Source organism: Vicinamibacterales bacterium, assembly GCA_041659285.1.
Lineage (GTDB): Bacteria > Acidobacteriota > Vicinamibacteria > Vicinamibacterales > UBA2999 > 12-FULL-67-14b.
This window is the reverse complement of sequence record JBAZYO010000002.1, coordinates 341463-358666: the sequence shown is the minus strand read 5'-3', so window position 1 is coordinate 358666 and position 17204 is coordinate 341463. Positions and strand designations below refer to the sequence as shown.

Annotated in this window: 13 protein-coding genes; 8 read left to right on the top strand and 5 right to left on the bottom strand. The window is 66.4% G+C overall.

What is annotated here, in order from left to right:
- Window position 1: 1 nt before the first annotated feature.
- From WC815_04185 to WC815_04155, 7 genes are all read left to right on the top strand, one after another.
- A complete protein-coding gene (locus WC815_04185) occupies window positions 2–2413 on the top strand; it encodes a TonB-dependent receptor (protein ID MFA5907957.1) in 2412 nt (803 codons plus the stop codon).
- 41 nt (window positions 2414–2454) lie between these two features.
- Window positions 2455–4269, top strand: a complete 1815-nt coding sequence (locus tag WC815_04180; GenBank protein ID MFA5907956.1) for a VWA domain-containing protein — start codon at window positions 2455–2457, stop codon at window positions 4267–4269.
- Window positions 4270–4479: 210 nt separating this feature from the next.
- The gene (locus WC815_04175; GenBank protein MFA5907955.1) at window positions 4480–5871 is read left to right on the top strand and encodes a cytochrome c; all 1392 of its coding nucleotides are present in this window, start codon (window positions 4480–4482) and stop codon (window positions 5869–5871) included.
- Complete coding sequence (locus WC815_04170; GenBank protein ID MFA5907954.1) at window positions 5868–6785, top strand: hypothetical protein; 918 nt, start codon at window positions 5868–5870, stop codon at window positions 6783–6785. Before WC815_04175 ends, WC815_04170 begins: the two co-directional genes overlap by 4 nt.
- 63 nt (window positions 6786–6848) lie before the next feature.
- Window positions 6849–7001, top strand: a complete 153-nt coding sequence (locus WC815_04165) for a hypothetical protein (GenBank protein MFA5907953.1) — start codon at window positions 6849–6851, stop codon at window positions 6999–7001.
- Between the two features lie 2 nt (window positions 7002–7003).
- Window positions 7004–8533 (top strand): phospholipase D-like domain-containing protein, encoded by a 1530-nt coding sequence (locus WC815_04160; GenBank protein ID MFA5907952.1) that lies wholly within the window; start codon window positions 7004–7006, stop codon window positions 8531–8533.
- Complete coding sequence (locus WC815_04155; GenBank protein ID MFA5907951.1) at window positions 8508–9578, top strand: AI-2E family transporter; 1071 nt, start codon at window positions 8508–8510, stop codon at window positions 9576–9578. Before WC815_04160 ends, WC815_04155 begins: the two co-directional genes overlap by 26 nt.
- On the opposite strand, the gene WC815_04150 is transcribed toward WC815_04155, so the two are convergent.
- The 5 genes from WC815_04150 to WC815_04130 all read right to left on the bottom strand — a co-directional run bounded on the left by WC815_04150 (window position 9575) and on the right by WC815_04130 (window position 15788).
- On the bottom strand, window positions 9575–9955 hold the full coding sequence (locus WC815_04150) for a response regulator (GenBank protein MFA5907950.1): 381 nt from the start codon (window positions 9953–9955) through the stop codon (window positions 9575–9577). The two genes, WC815_04155 and WC815_04150, sit on opposite strands and share 4 nt — an antisense overlap.
- Window positions 9955–12453 (bottom strand): response regulator, encoded by a 2499-nt coding sequence (locus WC815_04145; protein MFA5907949.1) that lies wholly within the window; start codon window positions 12451–12453, stop codon window positions 9955–9957. The genes WC815_04150 and WC815_04145 overlap by 1 nt, the downstream gene beginning before the upstream one ends.
- Window positions 12454–12470: 17 nt before the next feature.
- Entirely contained in the window at window positions 12471–13562 is a 1092-nt protein-coding gene (locus tag WC815_04140) for a HAMP domain-containing sensor histidine kinase (GenBank protein ID MFA5907948.1), read from the bottom strand.
- 280 nt (window positions 13563–13842) lie between these two features.
- Entirely contained in the window at window positions 13843–14340 is a 498-nt protein-coding gene (locus WC815_04135) for a hypothetical protein (GenBank protein MFA5907947.1), read from the bottom strand.
- A gap of 161 nt (window positions 14341–14501) precedes the next feature.
- Window positions 14502–15788 carry a hypothetical protein gene (locus WC815_04130; protein ID MFA5907946.1) on the bottom strand — a complete coding sequence of 429 codons (1287 nt, stop codon included), beginning with the start codon at window positions 15786–15788 and terminating at the stop codon, window positions 14502–14504.
- A 110-nt stretch (window positions 15789–15898) separates the two neighbouring features.
- Between WC815_04130 and WC815_04125 the strand changes: the two genes are divergently transcribed.
- Window positions 15899–16375 (top strand): hypothetical protein, encoded by a 477-nt coding sequence (locus tag WC815_04125; GenBank protein ID MFA5907945.1) that lies wholly within the window; start codon window positions 15899–15901, stop codon window positions 16373–16375.
- Window positions 16376–17204: the final 829 nt, after the last annotated feature.

The following is a 17204-nucleotide window of genomic DNA, read 5'->3' as shown; positions in this document are numbered from 1 at the left end:
GGTGTCCTCAATCGCCGGAGGTAATCTGATGCGCTCGTTAGGTGTGACCACGTTCGTTGTTGTTGCCATCTCCGCTTTGTCAAATCTTCATCCCGTCATCGCGCAGTCGCGAGCCGCCATTTCCGGTCACGTCGTGGACATCACCGGCGCCCGGGTGCCTGGTGCACGTGTCACTGCTCGCCTTTCGTCTGATCCGGCCTCCGCATCGGCCGTGTCCGACGCGGCTGGCGGCTTTGTGCTCCAATCGCTCGAGCCCGGTGACTACGAGGTCGTGGCCCAACTCGACGGCTTCTCTCTGACCGAGGCACACGTGACCGTGGACGCCCTGCCGGTCGTGATTGAACTGCGATTGCGGCCTGGCGGACTCGCCGAGGAGTTGACGGTGATCGGCACCAGGCTGGTGGGGTCCGAAGAAATGCGGCGTCGTCTCCCCGGCGGCTTCGACCTGCTGACGCGCGAGACTCTCGAAGCCTCGCACGTGTTCACCACCAGCGAGGCGCTCCGGAAGATCCCTGGCGTCGTCGTCCGGGACGAGGAGGGCTTGGGCTTGCGGCCGAACATCGGCCTTCGTGGGCTCAATCCGACGCGATCGTCCAAAGTCCTGCTGCTCGAGGACGGCCTGCCCGTGTCCTATGCCCCCTATGGGGACAATGCCAGCTATTACCATCCTCCGATCGACCGTTTCGATCGAGTCGAGGTGCTCAAGGGGTCGAGCCAGATCGCATACGGTCCGGTCACACTCGGGGGCGTGCTGAACTACATCACTCCCGACACGCCGTCGCACCCCAAGGGGGCGATTGCCGTCACCGCCGGCAATCGGGGCTATCTGAATGCGGGGGGAACGATCGGCGGCACGTGGGGCAACACGGGGTTCTTGACGCACGCGTTGCGAAAACAAAGTGACGGCGCGCGAGAGAACGTGCACAGCGGGCTGGTCGACGTGATGGCGAAGGTCAGCCGCGCCTTTGGTCCGACGCGTCAGCTGGCCCTGAAAGGCAACTACTACGGCGAGCGGTCGCAGGTGACCTACAGCGGCCTGCGCGAACTGGAGTATCGCCGCGCTCCCAGGCAGAACCCGTTTTCCAACGATCGGTTTGACGGGGATCGGACCGGTGCCACTGCCGTGTATCGGGCGCTGCTATGGTCGCGCGTGGCGATGACCGCTTCCGCCTACGCCTCTCACTTCGCACGCGACTGGTGGCGGCAATCCAGCAATTCGGGACAGCGGCCGAACGACGCCGCCGACCCGCAATGCGCGGGCATGGCCAACCTCAACATCTCATGCGGCAACGAGGGGCGGCTGCGCCGCTATCGGCAGGTCGGCGCCGAACTGCGCGCGCGCCATGACTTCGTCGCCGGCTCGCGCCAGGAGCTCGATTTTGGGGTTCGGGTGCACGGCGAACGCCAGGATCGGTTGCAGGAAAACGGTGAGACCCCGACGGCACGCCGCGGCGTGCTGGTGGAGAGTAACGTCCGGACAACCGACGCGGTCTCGGCCTTTGTGCAGCACCGGTGGCTGGCGGGGAGCTGGACCGTCACGCCTGGCGCCCGCATCGAGCGCATCAGCTACACACGGACCAACCGGTTGCTGGGCGTATCGGGCGACACCTCGACGACCGAGTTGGTCCCCGGTCTGGGTGTCTCATGGGGACCAGGTCCGGATCACACGGTGTTTGCCGGCGTCCACCGAGGCTTCGGGCCCGCGCGTGCGGAAGACGTGATCAACAACACCACTGGCGGTACCGTGGACCTCGAGCCGGAGCGAAGCTGGAACTATGAAGCCGGCGGGCGGGTCCGCATCGGCGGTGTGAAGGTGCAGGCCACGGCGTTCCGCCTCGACTATGCGAACCAGATTATTCCTGCGAGCCTGGCTGGCGGCGTCGGCACGGCCCTCACTAACGGCGGCCAGACGTTGCACCAGGGCGTGGAGGGTGGCCTGGACGTCGACTGGCGTCATCTGCGAGGCACCGGTCATGACTTGTACCTGGGCGCGGCCTACACATGGCTTCCTGTGGCCCGCTTTAGCGGCGTGCGCACCAGCAACGTCCCCGGGTTTGCAGACATCAGCATCTCCGGGAACCGCTTGCCTTACGCGCCGGAGGCCACTGCCTCCGCGACCGCAGGATATCGCCATGCCGTCGGCCTCGACCTGCAGCTGGAAATTCAGCGCGTGGGCGGCCAGTTCGCCGACGACCTGAACACCGTTACCGGCAGTGCCGACGGTCAGCGCGGCCTGATTCCGGCCTACGCATACCTGAACCTGGCCGCGTCGTGGCGGATCCCGAGAAGCGGCGGTTCGGTGTTCCTGGCGATCAAGAATCTTGACGACCGACTGTTCATCATCGATCGATCGCGAGGCATCTTGCCGGGCCATCCGCGCCTGGTGCATGTCGGTACGGCCTGGCGATTCTGAACGCCGTAAGCGTACGCGTATGGTGACGTAACATGGACCCCATGATCAGAGGGGCACTCATCGTCCTCGGCGTGGGCTTGGCTCTGGCCACCGGGTTCGCACAACAGCCCCAGCCGCCGACCACGTTTCGCTCCGGTGTCGACCTGGTGACGATCGACGTGGTGGCGACCAGTGCCAACGGCGCGCCGGTGCACAACCTCCGCGCCGAAGACTTCGAGATCCTCGAAGACGGCGTGCCGCAGCAGGTCCAGACGTTCCAGTTCGTCGATCTCTCCAGCACGGCGGCGGTCCGGCCCTTGCCGCCGGGGATTGCCTCCAACGAGGTCGAGCCAGGCGGGCTGTTTGTCGTCGTGCTCGACGAGCTGGGCCTGCAGGCGGACGATGTCGCGCAGGCGCGGCGGGTGAGCGAGCGGTTCTTCAAGGAGACGCTGCTCCCCAACGACTACGTCGCGATCATTCGCTCGGGCAGCGATTCAGGATTCTTTCTCACGAGCGATCGCGCGCTGGCGTTGAACACCATTCCGCGGATCACGGGCCGCCGCGAGCGCAACCTCGGTCTCGAGCAGCCTGGCGCGGCGGCCGCCGGAACCGCATCGGCAGCCGAGAGCCTGGCCGAGCTCGAGTCGGCCATTGAGACGTTCGGCGTCGGCGAAAACGGGCGCCAGAGTTTCAAGGCGCTCCTCTCGGTGGTCGAGCAACTGCGGCGCATTCCGGCCCGGCGCAAGGCGGTGCTGTGGTTCAGCCGCGGCGGCGACCTGCCGCCCGGTTACTTCGACGCCGTCGAGATGGGCCGCCTCACCGGTCGAGACGACGAGGTGTTTTCGAAACTGATCGACACGGCGCGTGCCGCGAACGTGGCCATCTACACCGTGGATCCCCGTGGACTGCAAAGTTCCGCGGCTGACGTCAGCCGCGACCCTGAGCCGTTCGACACGGGCACGGTGCGCGATCTGGCCGGGGCCACGGGCGGTCGCGCGCTGCTCGGCAACGATTCGAACGCCGCGCTGGCGCGGGTCGCGGCCGAGAACCGCGCCTATTACCTGATTGGCTATGCGCCGCCTGCCGCGTCCGGCAAGAACCGGGCGCGCAAGCTGACGGTGCGGACGCGCGCGCCAGGCGTGTCGCTCCTGCATCGCCGGGTCTACCTGCCATCGACCGGGACGCAGACGACGGCGCTGAGCTTGATTGAGTCGGCGCTGCCGATCGCGGACCTGCCCATCGCGCTGGCGCCGGCCGCGGTCGCGGGTGAAGGCAATCGCCGGGGCATCATCGTGCCCTTTGAGATTGGCGACGGGCTGCAGGACGGGACGAGCATCGACTACGTCGTGGTCGCACTCGACCCGGCAGGGAAGGCCGCGGCGCGGACCAGCGGCGTCGTCACCGCGCGAGGCGGGCACGCGATTGGCGAAGCGCGTCTTGCGGTGGACGCGCGGATCTACCAGGTCCGCATTGCGGCCAAGGTCGGCGGCGAGGCGCCGAAGGAAGGCCTGGCGTTCGCGACCGTGGCGGTGCCGGAAGGGAAGTCGAAGAAGGCCGAGTGCTCCGGCTTCGTGTTCGAGCAACCAGGCGAGCGGGCCGCGTTGCGCGAGTTCCCGCGCGGCGCGCCGATGACCATCTCCACGATCGTCTCGGCGGAGAAGCTGAACGAACGTGCCCTGGCCATTGGCCTGGCTCCCGCCGGCGGCCCGGTGGCGCGCAGTTGGCCGGTGCAGGTCGGCAAGCCGCTCGCGAAAGGGCTGTGGCGCGTCGCCCTCAGCCTCAAGCCGCCCCTGCCGGGCGGGCACCTCGAGGTGCGGGTGACCGAGGATGGCTTCCTTCTTGATGAGAGTTGTCGTACGGAGTTCGTGTTGAAGTAAATCCCAGGCAATCTTCCGCATGGGCTGGGGAATTTCTCGCCCCGCCTGCGGAAATTTCCCCAGCGATCCGCCTCACCGTCGCCGAAATCCCACCGGTTTTCCCGGCTCATCCTCGGCACATTGCTTGCAGGTTGCGCCTGCAATCCAGAGCCCTGCGCGCCGGTTGCTGGCCGTCGCGCCTCGATACTGCAGTTACGAAGGGAGCCACAGATGGTCGGACCGAAGGTTCACGTTGGGTTGGCCGCACTTGCGGCCTGCGCGCTGTTAGCGGTGCATGTCACGCCGGCCTCCGCGGAGCCGGCAACCACCCCGACGTTCAGCAAGGATGTCGCGCCGATCTTCCAGTCGAAGTGCCAGTCGTGCCACGAGCCTGGCTCTATCGCGCCGATGTCGCTGATGACGTATGACGAGGCGCGTCCCTGGGCGAGGTCGATCAAGGCGCGGGTGGCGGCCCGGCAGATGCCGCCGTGGCACATCGACCGCAGCGTCGGCGTCCAGAAGTTCAAGAACGACATGTCCCTGACCGACGCCCAGATCGACACCATTGTCCGCTGGGTGGACCAGGGCGCGCCGCAGGGGAACCCTGCCGACATGCCGGCGACGCGTGCGGCGGCGACCGGCCTCTACTGGCAGGCGGAACGGGACGGCTTCGGTGCCCCCGACATCGTGGTCAAGACCCCGGAGCAGACCATGCCGGCGCTGCACCAGGATTCCTGGTGGCGGCCGCTGGTCGACATCCCGGTCACCGAGCCCCGGTGGGTGAGGATGGTGGAGATTCGTCCGACCAACATCCAGGGCCGCAAAATCCTGCATCACTCGATCGCCTACCAGGTGCTCAACCCGGGCAACGTGGATGCCGTCAACACCGGCACGGGCCGCGGCTTTGGCGGCGTGGCGGCCAACCCGACGGTCGACGATCGGGTCAACCGGCGTCCGCAGTTGATGGAGTGGGCCATCGGCAAAGGCTACGACCGCTTCATGGACGGCACCGGCAAGCTGATCATGCCGGGCGAGAAGATCTCGTGGGACAACCACATCCACGCGGCGGGCGAAGACATCACCTCCGGTGCCGAACTCGGAATCTGGCTCTATCCGAAAGGCCAGGAGCCGAAGAAGCGCAGCTACCTGATCGGGTTCACCGGCCTCAAGAACGGTCCCGGCGCGCTCGACATTCCGCCCAACCAGATTTCGCACACCGAGGGCTTCACGGTGCTGCGCGAGAACACCATCATCACCAACTTCCAGCCGCACTTCCACCTGCGCGGCAAGGCGATGATGGTCGAGGCCATCCTGCCGAACGGCTCGACGCAGGTCGTCAGCTACGTCTCCGACTTCAACTTCAACTGGATGACCAACTACATCTACGACGAAGAGGCGGCGCCGGCGTTTCCGAAGGGCACCATCGTCCACGTCACGGCGTGGTACGACAACACCAAGAACAACAAGAGCAATCCCGATCCTGATCAGTGGGTGGGCTACGGGGACCGCACGGTGGACGAGATGGCGCACGCCTGGATGAACGTGGTCTACCTGACGGACGCCGAGTACGAAAAGTGGCAGGCGGACCACAAGAAGCCCGCGACCACGGAGCGACAGCGATGACGCGACCAGGCCTCCTGCGATTCGGCGCGCTGCTGGCCCTCGTGGCCGGCGGCGCGATGGTCTCGGCCCAGACGCTGCTGCCGAGCACGCCGCCCAAGGGATTTGGCGCGAGCATTACGCCGGCCTTCGAGGGCTGGTTTGACAACGCCGATGGCACGCACACCTTCATGATCGGCTACTTCAACCGCAACACCGCGGCTGAGGTCGACGTGCCCCTCGGTCCGAACAACATGTTCACGCCCGGCACGCCCGACATGGGGCAGCCGACGCACTTCCTCACCGGCCGGCGTTACGGCATGTTCATCTACACCGTGCCGAAGGAGTTTGCGAAGACCCAGAAGCTGACCTGGACGCTGACCGTGAACGGGGTCACGTCGAAGGTCCCGTTCTACATGAGTTCGGACTACAACATCACGCCGATGCGGGCGTCCGAAGAGGGGCCGCGCGGCTACAACGTGCCGCCGGTACTGCGGTTTGGCACTCCGGGCGAGTCGTTCACGGGGCCGATTGGAACCATCGCCAAGGCCGTGTCCCGCATGGCGACGGTCGGCGTGCCGATGGCGCTCGACCTCACGGCTGACGACGACGCGCAGTACTCGAGCGGCGCCAACACGCCGCTGAACAGCGCCGGGTCGCCGGTGGAACTGGTCATTTCCAAGTACCGCGGTCCCGGCAACGTCACGATTGCCGACCCGCGCGCGAAGATGACGGCCACCAAGGGCGGCAAGCCCGATCAGCCGTTCTCGGGCAAGGCCGCGACCACGGCGACGTTCGACGAACCCGGCGATTACCTGCTCCACGTCACGGCCAACGACTATTCCGGCAACGGCGGCGGCGGCGCCGCGTGCTGCTGGACCACCGCCCTGGTGAAGGTCTCGGTGAAGGGGGACACGCCGCGAATGACCGGGCGCTGAACGCCCCGGTGGTAAACTGCGCACGTCCGACACCTTGCTGAGGTTCGGAGGGAGGCGTGTGCGGTGGCTCGTTCGCACGGTTGGGCAGTGGTCGGCATGCTGTTGTCGGTGGGACTGTTTGCGCGGCCCGATGCCGTACTGACCCAGTCGAGCCGGCTGCCGCCCACGCCCGACAACCGTCTGCTGAAGGCCGCACTGGAACGGGCTGCCCGCTGACCATGCCTGCCTCGGCGAGAGTGCGGCGCGCCAAGCGGGAGGATCCCCGATCGGGCCTCACGGCGGCCCGCCAGCTGGCGAACCAGGTGTTCTCGCGAGCCTCGGGCGCGCACCTGCGCGAGGGCAACAGCGTGCGGCTGCTCAAGGACGCCGCCGAGAACTACCCGGCCTGGCTGGCGGCGATCGCCGCGGCGCGCCAGACGATCCACTTCGAGATGTACATCATTCACGAAGACGAGCAGGGCCGGCTGTTCGCGGACGCCTTGCTGCGGAAGGCCGCTGAAGGCGTCCAGGTCCGCCTGCTCTACGACTGGATGGGCGGCTTTGGCGCCGCCTCGAGGGCCTTCTGGAACAGCCTGCGCGCCGGCGGCATCAGCGTGCGCTGTTACAACCCACCACGGCTCGATCAGCCGCTCGGCTGGGTCAGCCGCGATCACCGCAAGGTTCTCGTCATCGACGGAACGATCGCGTTCGTGACCGGGCTGTGCGTGGGCCGGATGTGGGCGGGCGATCCCGCCGCGAACCGGCAGCCGTGGCGCGACACCGGCGTCGAGGTCCGCGGCCCGGCGGTCTCTGATATCGCCGAGGCGTTCGCCGAGGCCTGGGCCACCTGCGGCGAGCCGCTGCCCGACTCCGGGGCGCCGCCCGCCGAGGCCCAGCCGGCCGCCGGCGACGTCGCGGCGCGCGTCGTCGCCACCGTGCCGAATACGGCCGGCCTGTTCCGCGTGGACCAACTGGTGGCCGCGATGGCCCGCTACACCTTGTGGCTCACCGATGCTTACTATGCAGGTACCACTTCGTACGTGCAGGCCCTGCGCGCCGCGGTCGCGGACGGCGTGGACGTGCGCCTGCTGGTGCCGGGCGTCTCCGACGTGCCGGTTGTGAGCGCGTTGTCGAGGGCAGGCTATCGCCCGCTGATCGAGGCCGGCGTGCGGGTGTTCGAATGGAACGGGCCGATGCTGCACGCCAAGACCGCGGTGGCGGATGAGCGCTGGGCGCGGGTCGGCTCGACCAACCTCAACCTGGCGAGTTGGATGGGCAACCGCGAGCTGGATCTGATTGTCGAGAACCAGCCATTCGCGCGGCAGATGCAGGAGATGTTCCTCCACGACCTGGCCAACGCGACCGAGGTCGTCCTGCATGCGCGGAGCCGCGCCCGCGCTCCCAGCGCGCCGAAAGGGCGGCGGGATCTGCTGACCAGCGGCGGCGGCAGCCGCGGGCGCGTGGCGGCCGGGGCCATGCGCATCGGCAGCACCGTGTCGGCGGCGATCACCAACCGGCGGGTGCTGGATTCGATTGAAGCGAACGTCCCCGTGATCGCCGGGTTGGGCCTGGCGGCGCTGGCGGCGCTGGCATTCGCGTTCCCCCGAGGTTTTGCTTACCCGGTTGCGGCGATTGCCGCCTACGTGGCGGCGGCCCTGTTGTATCGGGGCGTTGCGCTGTATCGTGAACGACGGCGGCAAGGTGTCCCGTCACCGCCGCCAGTTCGCCGACAGGAAGAGACCCATGCCAAAGAGCCCACGATCCCCTGAAACCGGCACGCGTCTGGCGTTTCAGTGGACGTTCTTCCTCTGCGCGACCGCCGGCGTCGTCTACGTGTGCCTGTTGATCCTGGGGCCCTTCGCCAACGTGCTGGCGTGGTCCTCGGTGCTGGCTATTGCGTTCCACCCCTTGCATCACTACTTCGTGCGCAAGACTGGGCGGGTGTCGCTGAGCGCCCTGATCACCAGCGTGCTGGTGGTGGTGGCCATCCTCATCCCGCTCGTGTTGATCACCGGGATTGCCGTCACGCAGCTGCTGGCGTTGAGGGACTACCTCCAGGAGACGTTCAGGGCCGGCTTCGAGCTGTCAACGATTGCGCCGGTGCGGCAGGCCAATGAATGGGTCGCCCAACGGCTGGGGCTCGAGCCGCCGGTGGTGGTCGCCTGGCTCACGCGGCACCTGACCGATCTCGGTGGCCTGCTCGCCTCGAATTCGCTGACCATGGCGGCCGGCGTGACCAGCGTGGTGGCCTCGTCCATCTTCACCGTGTTCGCGATGTTCCTGCTGTTCCGGGACGGGGAGCAGATTGTCGCCCGGATCACCGCGCTGCTGCCGTTCGATCTGGCGCGCCGGGACGCCATGCTGATGCGGATCCGCGACGTCATCTATGCCAGCGTCTACGGCGTGGTCGTGATCGCGATGCTCCAGGGCGCGTTGTGCGGGGCGATGTTCTGGGTGCTCGGCATCCCCTCGGCCGCGCTGTGGGGCACCGTCACGGTGCTGACCAGCGTGCTGCCACTGGTCGGCGCCGCCGCGGTGTGGGTGCCGGGCGTGATCTATCTGATGGCCACCGGCCATTGGCCGCAGGCCATCGTGCTCGGGGTGTGGGGCACCCTGGTGATTAGCGGGATCGACAACTTCCTGCGGCCCAAACTGGTGGGCGGCCGTGTCGGCTTGAGCGAACTGGTGATGTTCTTCGCGCTGCTGGGCGGCCTGCAGACGTTTGGCCTGCTGGGCATCGTGATGGGGCCGGTGTTCTTCGCGGTGGCGGCGTCGATCCTCGACGTGCTGAACGACGAGCCCGCCCAAAGCTAGTTCGGGATCGGCGCTCTCGACAGCTGCGCGGCGATGGTCGCCAGGAAGTCCTGGATGCCGATTGGCTTGGCGATGTAGCCGTCACACCCGGCGGCCCGGATGCGCTCCTCATCACCCTTCATCGCCAGCGCGGTGAGGGCGACCACGGGAACGGCGCGCGTCGCCTCGTCCCGCTTGAGCAACGCCGTGGCTTCGAGGCCGTCCATGCCGGGAAGCTGAATGTCCATCAGGATCAGGTCGGGCCGCTCGGCGCGGGCCAGCGTCAGCCCGGCTTCGGCGTCGATCGCCATCAGCACGGTGTGGCCCACCGACTCCAGCAGCATGACCGTCAACACCATGTTGTCGGGGTTGTCTTCGACGACCAGGATTCTTGCCATCAGGCGTTCACGCGCCGTCCGGCCATCGCCCGCCGCACTTCGGCGATGAAGCGGTCACGGCTGAACTCGGTCTTCTCCATGATCGTGGTCACGAAGCCATTCAGGTTGGCGCGGTCCTCGGCGGTGATCTGCTTGGCGGTGACGACCAGGATGGGAATGCGAGCCGTGCCCGGTTCCTCGCTGAGCGCCTTCACCACGTCGAAGCCGTTCACCCCGGGCATCATCAGGTCCAGCACGATCACGTCCGGTTGCTCCTGCCGCGCGGCGGCGATGCCGGTGTCGCCGTCGTAGGCGCGCAGCACCGTGCTGGCCAGGCCCTGGATGCGGACGGCGACCAGCTCCACGGCGTCGGGATCGTCGTCAATGACCAGGACCTTGAGCGCGCGGCCCTGCGGGAGCGGCAGCAGCCCCAGCTCGACGAGAGAGTCAGACAGGTCCTGCCGCGACATCGGTTTCTGCATGATGGCCGCGGCGCCGAGCGCGAAGCCCCGGTTGCGGTCCGCCACAATCGAGATGATCACGACCGGGATGCGCATCAGCTCCGGCACCTGCTTGATGCGGGAGAGGAATTCCCAGCCGTCCATGTCGGGCAGCATGATGTCCAGGGTGATCAGCGAGAGCGGTTGTTGCACCGCCAACACCAGCGCGGCTTCGGCCGAGGCCGCGTGCAGCACGGTGAAGCCCTCCGCCTCGAGCTGCAGGCGAATCAGGTCGGCGGACTTGAGATCGTCTTCCACCATCAGGGCGGTGCCGGCCGCGGCCTGACCCTCGACACGGGGGAGCGCGGGCGCCTTGGCCGGCGTCAGCGCCCAGACCTCCGGCGCCCGCAGGGGCAGCCAGACGGTGAAGCAGGAGCCCTCGTCGACGGCGCTTTCCACCGCCACCGCGCCACCGTGCAACTCGGCGAGGAGTTTCACCATGGCCAGCCCGAGTCCGGTGCCCTCGAACCGGCGCGCCAGGCCGCTGTCGATCTGGCTGAACGGCGCGAACAGGTGCGCCAGGCCCTCCGGCGAGATGCCGATGCCGCTGTCGGTGACGCTGATTTCGAGATACTCCGCGAACGTGTCGTCGGCCACCGGGAAGGCCCGGCTCGCCCGCGCGCCCGACACCCGGCCGGCCCCGGCGCGCGGGACGCGACTGGCGCGCAGCGTCACGTGCCCACCCTCGTTGGTGAACTTGACCGCGTTCGACAGCAGGTTGTAGACGATCTGCTTGACCTTGCGCGCGTCCACCTGGATCGCGCCCAGGTCGCCGACGGCCTCCATGCCCAGGCGAATGTGCCGGCCCGCGGCCTTCTCCCGGATGATCGACAGGCTGTTCACCAGCAGCGAAGACACCGGGACCGGCTCGAGGTCGAGCGTCATCTTGCCGGCCTCCACCTTGGACAGGTCGAGGATGTCGTTGATCAGGGCGAGCAGATGCTGGCCGCTGGTGAAGATCTTGACCGCCAGCACCTGCTGCTGGTCGGTCATCTTGCCGACCAGGCCGTCGCGGAGCACCTCGGAAAAGCCCATGATGGCGTTGAGCGGCGTCCGCAGCTCGTGCGACATGTTGGCGAGGAACTCCGACTTCAGGCGGCTGGCGTCTTCGAGCTCGGCGTTCTTCTGCTGCAACGTCTGCTCGAACAGCTTCAGTTCGGTGACGTCGCGCGCCGCCGCGACCACCCCTTGCAGGCGCCGGTCGCGGTCGTGGAAGGTGGTGGCGTTGTACGACACCACGGTGAGCGTGCCGTCCCGGGCGCGCGCGGTGAGCTCGTAGTTGGTGACGGTGCCTTCGGCCAGCACGCGGTTGATGCCCGCCTCGGCGCGGGCGGCGTCGGTGAAGTAGTTCTTGAACGGCGCCCCGATCAGCTCGTCGCGCGTGCACCCGGTGAGCGCCTCGGTCTGCTTGTTGACGTCGGTGATGATGCCGCGCGGATCGGTGGTCATCAGGGCGTCGATGTTGGATTCGATCAGCGAACGGGTGTAGAAGTGCTGGTCGCGCAGGCGCTGGTCGAGCTTCATGCGCTCCTCCTCGACCTGCTTGCGCGCGGTGTTGTCGGTGCCGATCAGCAGGTAGCCGATGATCGCGTCCTGGGCGTCGCGCAGCGCCGTGATCGAGACCACGGCGGGGAAGCGGCTGCCGTCCTTGCGGATGTAGGTCAGCTCGTAGATGTCTTCGATCCCGCGCGAGGCCTTGAACACCAGGGCCTCGAAGCCGGGCGTGATCGGGGTGCCGAGCTCGACGCTCAGCGCCTTGGCGCGGGCGATCACTTCCTGCGGGTCGGAGATGTCGGCCGGCGTGATCCGGTTCATCACTTCGGCGGCGGTGTAGCCGAGCATCCGCTCGGCGCCGACGTTGAAGATCTGGATGACGCCCTTCGCGTCGGTGGCGATGCTCGAGAAGTTGGCGCTGTTGAAGATGGCGCTTTGCAGGGCCCCGGTGGTCAGCAGCGCCTCGGCGTGCCTGGCGGCCGTGTTCATTTCCGCTTCGGCGAGGCTCTTGTCAATGAATGGCATGTGGCTTTCGGGGTGGTCTACGCAATTGCGAGAGCGGGGACCGGGCACCGCGGCAGGTCCACGGTGAACACGCAGCCCTCGCCAGGGAGGCTGCGCGCGGTGATGCGGCCGTGGTTCGCCTCGGTGGCCCAGCGGCTGAAGGCGAGGCCCAGGCCCAGGCCGGTGCGGTTGGCGCCGCGCTGCTCGAACGGGTGGAACAACTGCTCCACGTCGCCCTTCGGCAGACCGCCGCATTCATCCTGGATCTCGATCTGGACCCGCTCGGCGGTGGCGCCGACGCGCAGCGTGACGGTGGTGCGGGGCCGGGTGAACTTGAAGGCGTTCTGCAGGACGTTCATCACCACCGCCCCGAGCACTTGCCGGTCCCCTTCGATCGCCAGGTCAGGTGCGACCGCCGCGACCGCGAGCGTGATGCCATGGCCGCCCGCCGCCAGTGTGGCGGCCGGGGCGAGTTCGCCGATGAAGTCGGCCACCAGGAACAGCTCCCGGTTCTGGACGCCTTGCGTGAGCCGGGTTTCGGCGAGCGCGCGGGCGACGAGGTCGCGCGCGCCGAGGAGGCTCCGCTGGAGCACGGTGCCGGTGGTGCCGGCGACGCCGACGTTCCCGGACTTGACGACCTCGAACGCGAGCAGGGCCGTATGCAGGAGGTTCTTCAATTCATGGGTGAAGAACCCCAGCCGCTCGTTCTCGCGAACGGCCAGGCCGTCGAGGGTGGCTTGATTGCGGTCGCGCCCGTACTGGGTGACGGCGCCGGCGATGGCGCTGTCGAGGCAACCGTTCAGCATCCCAAAATCTTCGGTGCTGATCGGCGCCTGCGTTTCCACGGCGAGCTCGGTGATCGACTGACAGACGTCGCCGTAATCATGCACGACCTGCGACATGGTCAATCCCTGCAGCAGGAGGTCGCGCCCGTGCAGGAGGGCGGTCTGGCTAATCTCGAGGCTTGAGGTCTGGCCGAGGCGCAGCGCGTCCACCAGTTGATCCAGGAACAGGGGCACCCCGTGATCGATCTCCGCGGCGGTCGGCGGCGGCATTGACCGCGACGCCACCTTCGCCCGGCAGCGGCGGATGATCTCGTCGCGGTTCAGCGTGATGAACTCAAAGAGCATGGTGCCTCTGACGATGAGCCGAGCGCGCCGCGGTTGCGAGTGGGGGCTTGGGGGAGGCTGTTGCTCAGCCGATTCCCGCGTAAGGGGCTGGGGTAGGACTCACGAAAGCTGGAGACTGGCTAGACGGTACCACGTCTGCGCCCGGGGCGGCAGGAAATGGACGGCTGAGGTGGAGGGTCCGGTCAGGACGCGATTCGGTTGCGGCGGGCTACCCTGAAAAGCAGAACGGCCGCCGGTGATCCGGCGGCCGCGTGCTCGCAGGGCGATCCGTCGCGCGGGGCTATTTCTTGCGGCGGACGTAGGTCACGTGCGTGACGCCCGTGATCTTGCCTTCCTTGTCCATGCGGATGTACTCGTTGCTGATGGTGTTGAGGTCGTCAGACAACGTGTTGATCACCACCTGGTAGACGAGGCCATCGCGCTTGTTCAGGACGCGGATGCTCTTCGGGTTGATGATCTCAACGGCCGTCTCGGAGCCCGGCTGGCCGGTGACGGGCATGAACTTGCCGTCGAACATCGTCACGTAGCTCCAATCCTGCGCCGGATTGCTGGGGTTGCTCACGGTGAGCTTGCTGCCGCCCTTCTCGTGGCCCTCGTAGGTCATGACGTTGTTGGGATTGGTCGTGTTATCCCAAACGCCGAATCGCGCCGTTCTCGGATCGGTTTTGTCTTCGACCTTGGGCTTGGCCCCCGCCTGGCCCTGGGCGAAGCTCGGGGCGGCGGCGACGAGGGCGGCGGTGAAGATGGCAGTGCAAACGAGCAGGCTTCGGTATCGCATCGATTCAATCCTCTTTCTGGAGCGTCGGGCTCGGAAAAACTAGGCCAGCATACTCATTGCGGCAAGGGGCTGCAAAGCGCAACGTTTAGACCTCCTCGTCGGCTGGTCCTGCTGATGTTCCTCGATGGCACGATGCCGCAACAGCTCGCGAGCCTGGCCTGTCAATCCGGACTCTTGTAGCGATCCGCCATGAACGAGTAGTAGATGTAGCCGAATCGCCCGTACCAGTCGCGCTCGTTGAAGTGCTCTTCCTCGCACTTGCCCAGCTCTTGTAGCGACGCCTCCAAGCCCGCGATCCACTCTTCGTATTTGCTCTTATAGGTCTTGCGCAGCCTGGTCGTCACCTTCTCAATGTCGGGCTTCGCATCGAGCGACCACGCCAGCCCGCCCACGCCGAACGACGCCGATGCCGTGTCACCGAAGGCGATCGCCTTCTTCGCGTAGTCCAACGTGCCTCGTGCGATGCCCTGACCTTTGTCGAGCGAGAAACGATAGAAGTTGATGTCCTTTACCGCCTTGTCGTAGCACGCCTTGCACTCCTCGGATTCCGCACAGGCCGACGGAATCTCCGGCGACCCCGGTGGGCTGTAGTCCGGGTCGAATTGGCGGTCGTCGGGCGTCAGGGCGTCGTGCGCGTTGCTGAACTCCTCCCAGGTCTCGTAGATGTGGACGATGTCTCCGCCCAGTTTGGTGCCTGTCTCAACACCTTCTTCGAGCTGCTTGCCGAGTTCCTCGGACAACATGGCGCGGCCGATGGACTCCATTGTTTGGGCAGACGCTGTGGCCGGAGCCAAACCCGTAACACCGCACACCAGGACGACGACTCCTGCTTTCTTGCGCAGCAGGGCAAACAACAATCCGGCGATCACGACGAGCAGGCCGGCAATCAACCAGATGGCGAGCGATCCGCCAGGGCTGGTGCTGGCACCGGGAGCGCCTGCCGTGGCATCCGGTTGAGCGGCGGTCCGGCCGCTGTCGGGCACAGCCGCGGCTGCAGGGCCGGGCTTCCACTTCGATTTCGGCACGACCACCGACGGCATCGGGCGCTTCACTTCGTCGCCGATCCAGACCGTCATGCGGTAGGGTTTGCCGGCGCCGGCGCCGGACACGGCCAAGCCGAATTCGCCCTGGGTTCGAAAGGCCACTTGGACGCGGCCGGCGGCTCCGGTCGAAACCTCGCGCTCAGTTTTCGACCACTGCGTCTTCGTGACGCGGAGCTGGATCTCGTCCTTGGGATCGTCGGCCTTCAATGTGACGAGCACTGGCTGGGTCACCAGGAGGTTGCTCGCGTAGTAGCGGCTGCCATCCGGGGCCGTCGTGCCGACGACATAGGCGAGCCGGCCATTCGTCAGCCCGGCCACCTTCTTCAATGCCAGCGGTTTGGCCGGCGGTTCTTTCGGCGCGCCGAAGGCGGTGACACCGCAGGCGAGACCGATGGCGACCAGCATCGCGCCGGTTCGATTTCTTGTTCTTGTCTGCATTGCCGAGTGCTCCTTAGAGACTCAAGACTCGAAACTCCACGCGTCGATTGAGCGCGCGGCCACGGCAGGGCACATCCTTGGCCCATCTTAGTCTGGCGACCCGCTCGCTGCTGTCAATTCGTGGGACCCGAGCGCTGACAAAACCGCCGCGCGAGCGTGGTTACGTTGTCGGCAGCTTCCTGCTCGAGCTGGCCGGCAGTTCTGGGGGAGTCATCAAGAGCGTTGACGACGAAGGCGTGACGGCCGAGATTGTAAATGAGGTGTCGCCCAATTCGCTTATTGGTGACGTGTCATGCAACGTCTGCGTTACGTGTTTCAATGGTGAAGGGCTGGTCCTGTTCGCGTCGGAGCTCAGGGTGGGACCTGGCCAGATCGGCTCGGTCGAGTTGCCCCCAGTGAACTTCCCCAAGGGTGGGCCGTTCCACATTACTTTCCAGGTACTCGACGAGAAGAAGAACGGCAATGTCCGTCCCTGCAGTGCCGTTCCGTCCGCGCGCGTCTTCGACAGGAAGTCAGGGAAGACCGCGTACTACCTCCCCATCGTCACCAATTGATGGCGACATGTCGCTACATGGCAGGATGTAGGCGGGGCATGGGACGACGATGCCATCGTCGGAAGGATGGAGTCTAGACGGCAGAAACTGCGCCGCCGTGTGGCCCTTCGACTCGGCCTGAGCGAAGTCGAAGGCCTCGCTCAGGGCATTCTCCCTGAAGGTGGCTTGGCATGAGCGAACGCCCTTCGACTCGGCCTGAGCGAAGTCGAAGGCCTCGCTCAGGGCACTCTCCCTGAAGGTGGCTTGCCACGAGCGAACCTAACGGTTCGCCGGAGGCGAAGCGTTAGGTGAGTCGAGTGGTGGAGGCGGCGGGAGTTGAATTTGAAATCAGCGGTTTTCGTAACTTGCTGATGGCGCTCGGCTTCTGATGCTAACGCGTTGATACGGCGGTGTTTGCCACCGCTCGCCGCTTCCACTGCCGTCCTCAGGAATCCTCGGAAATCGACCCACATCTTGGAGGTATTTTGGAGGCGGCGGGACACCGTGCCCGCCGCCGAGATCGGGACAGGTGTCCCGCCGCCAATTTGGAAGAAGGAAACGCCGAATCACGTTCCCGCCGCCCGGCGCGCGGGAAGGTTCCCGCCGCCTCCAAGTTGGAGAAATCGTGGAGGCGGCGCGCGTCAGTCTACGTGGTTCTGCCTCTCTAGATCACGAACGGCTGCATGCAGGACGGCGAGGGTCGGTAGGCCAGCTACTTTTCGCTCAAGTAGGCCATCGCTTCGTACGTCTTTGATTCACCGCACTTCGGACATGATGACCCTTTCCAACAGCCTACACCGCTGAAAACGAGGTTCCCTTTGAAGCAACCCTTATGTCCACAGTTCTTGCA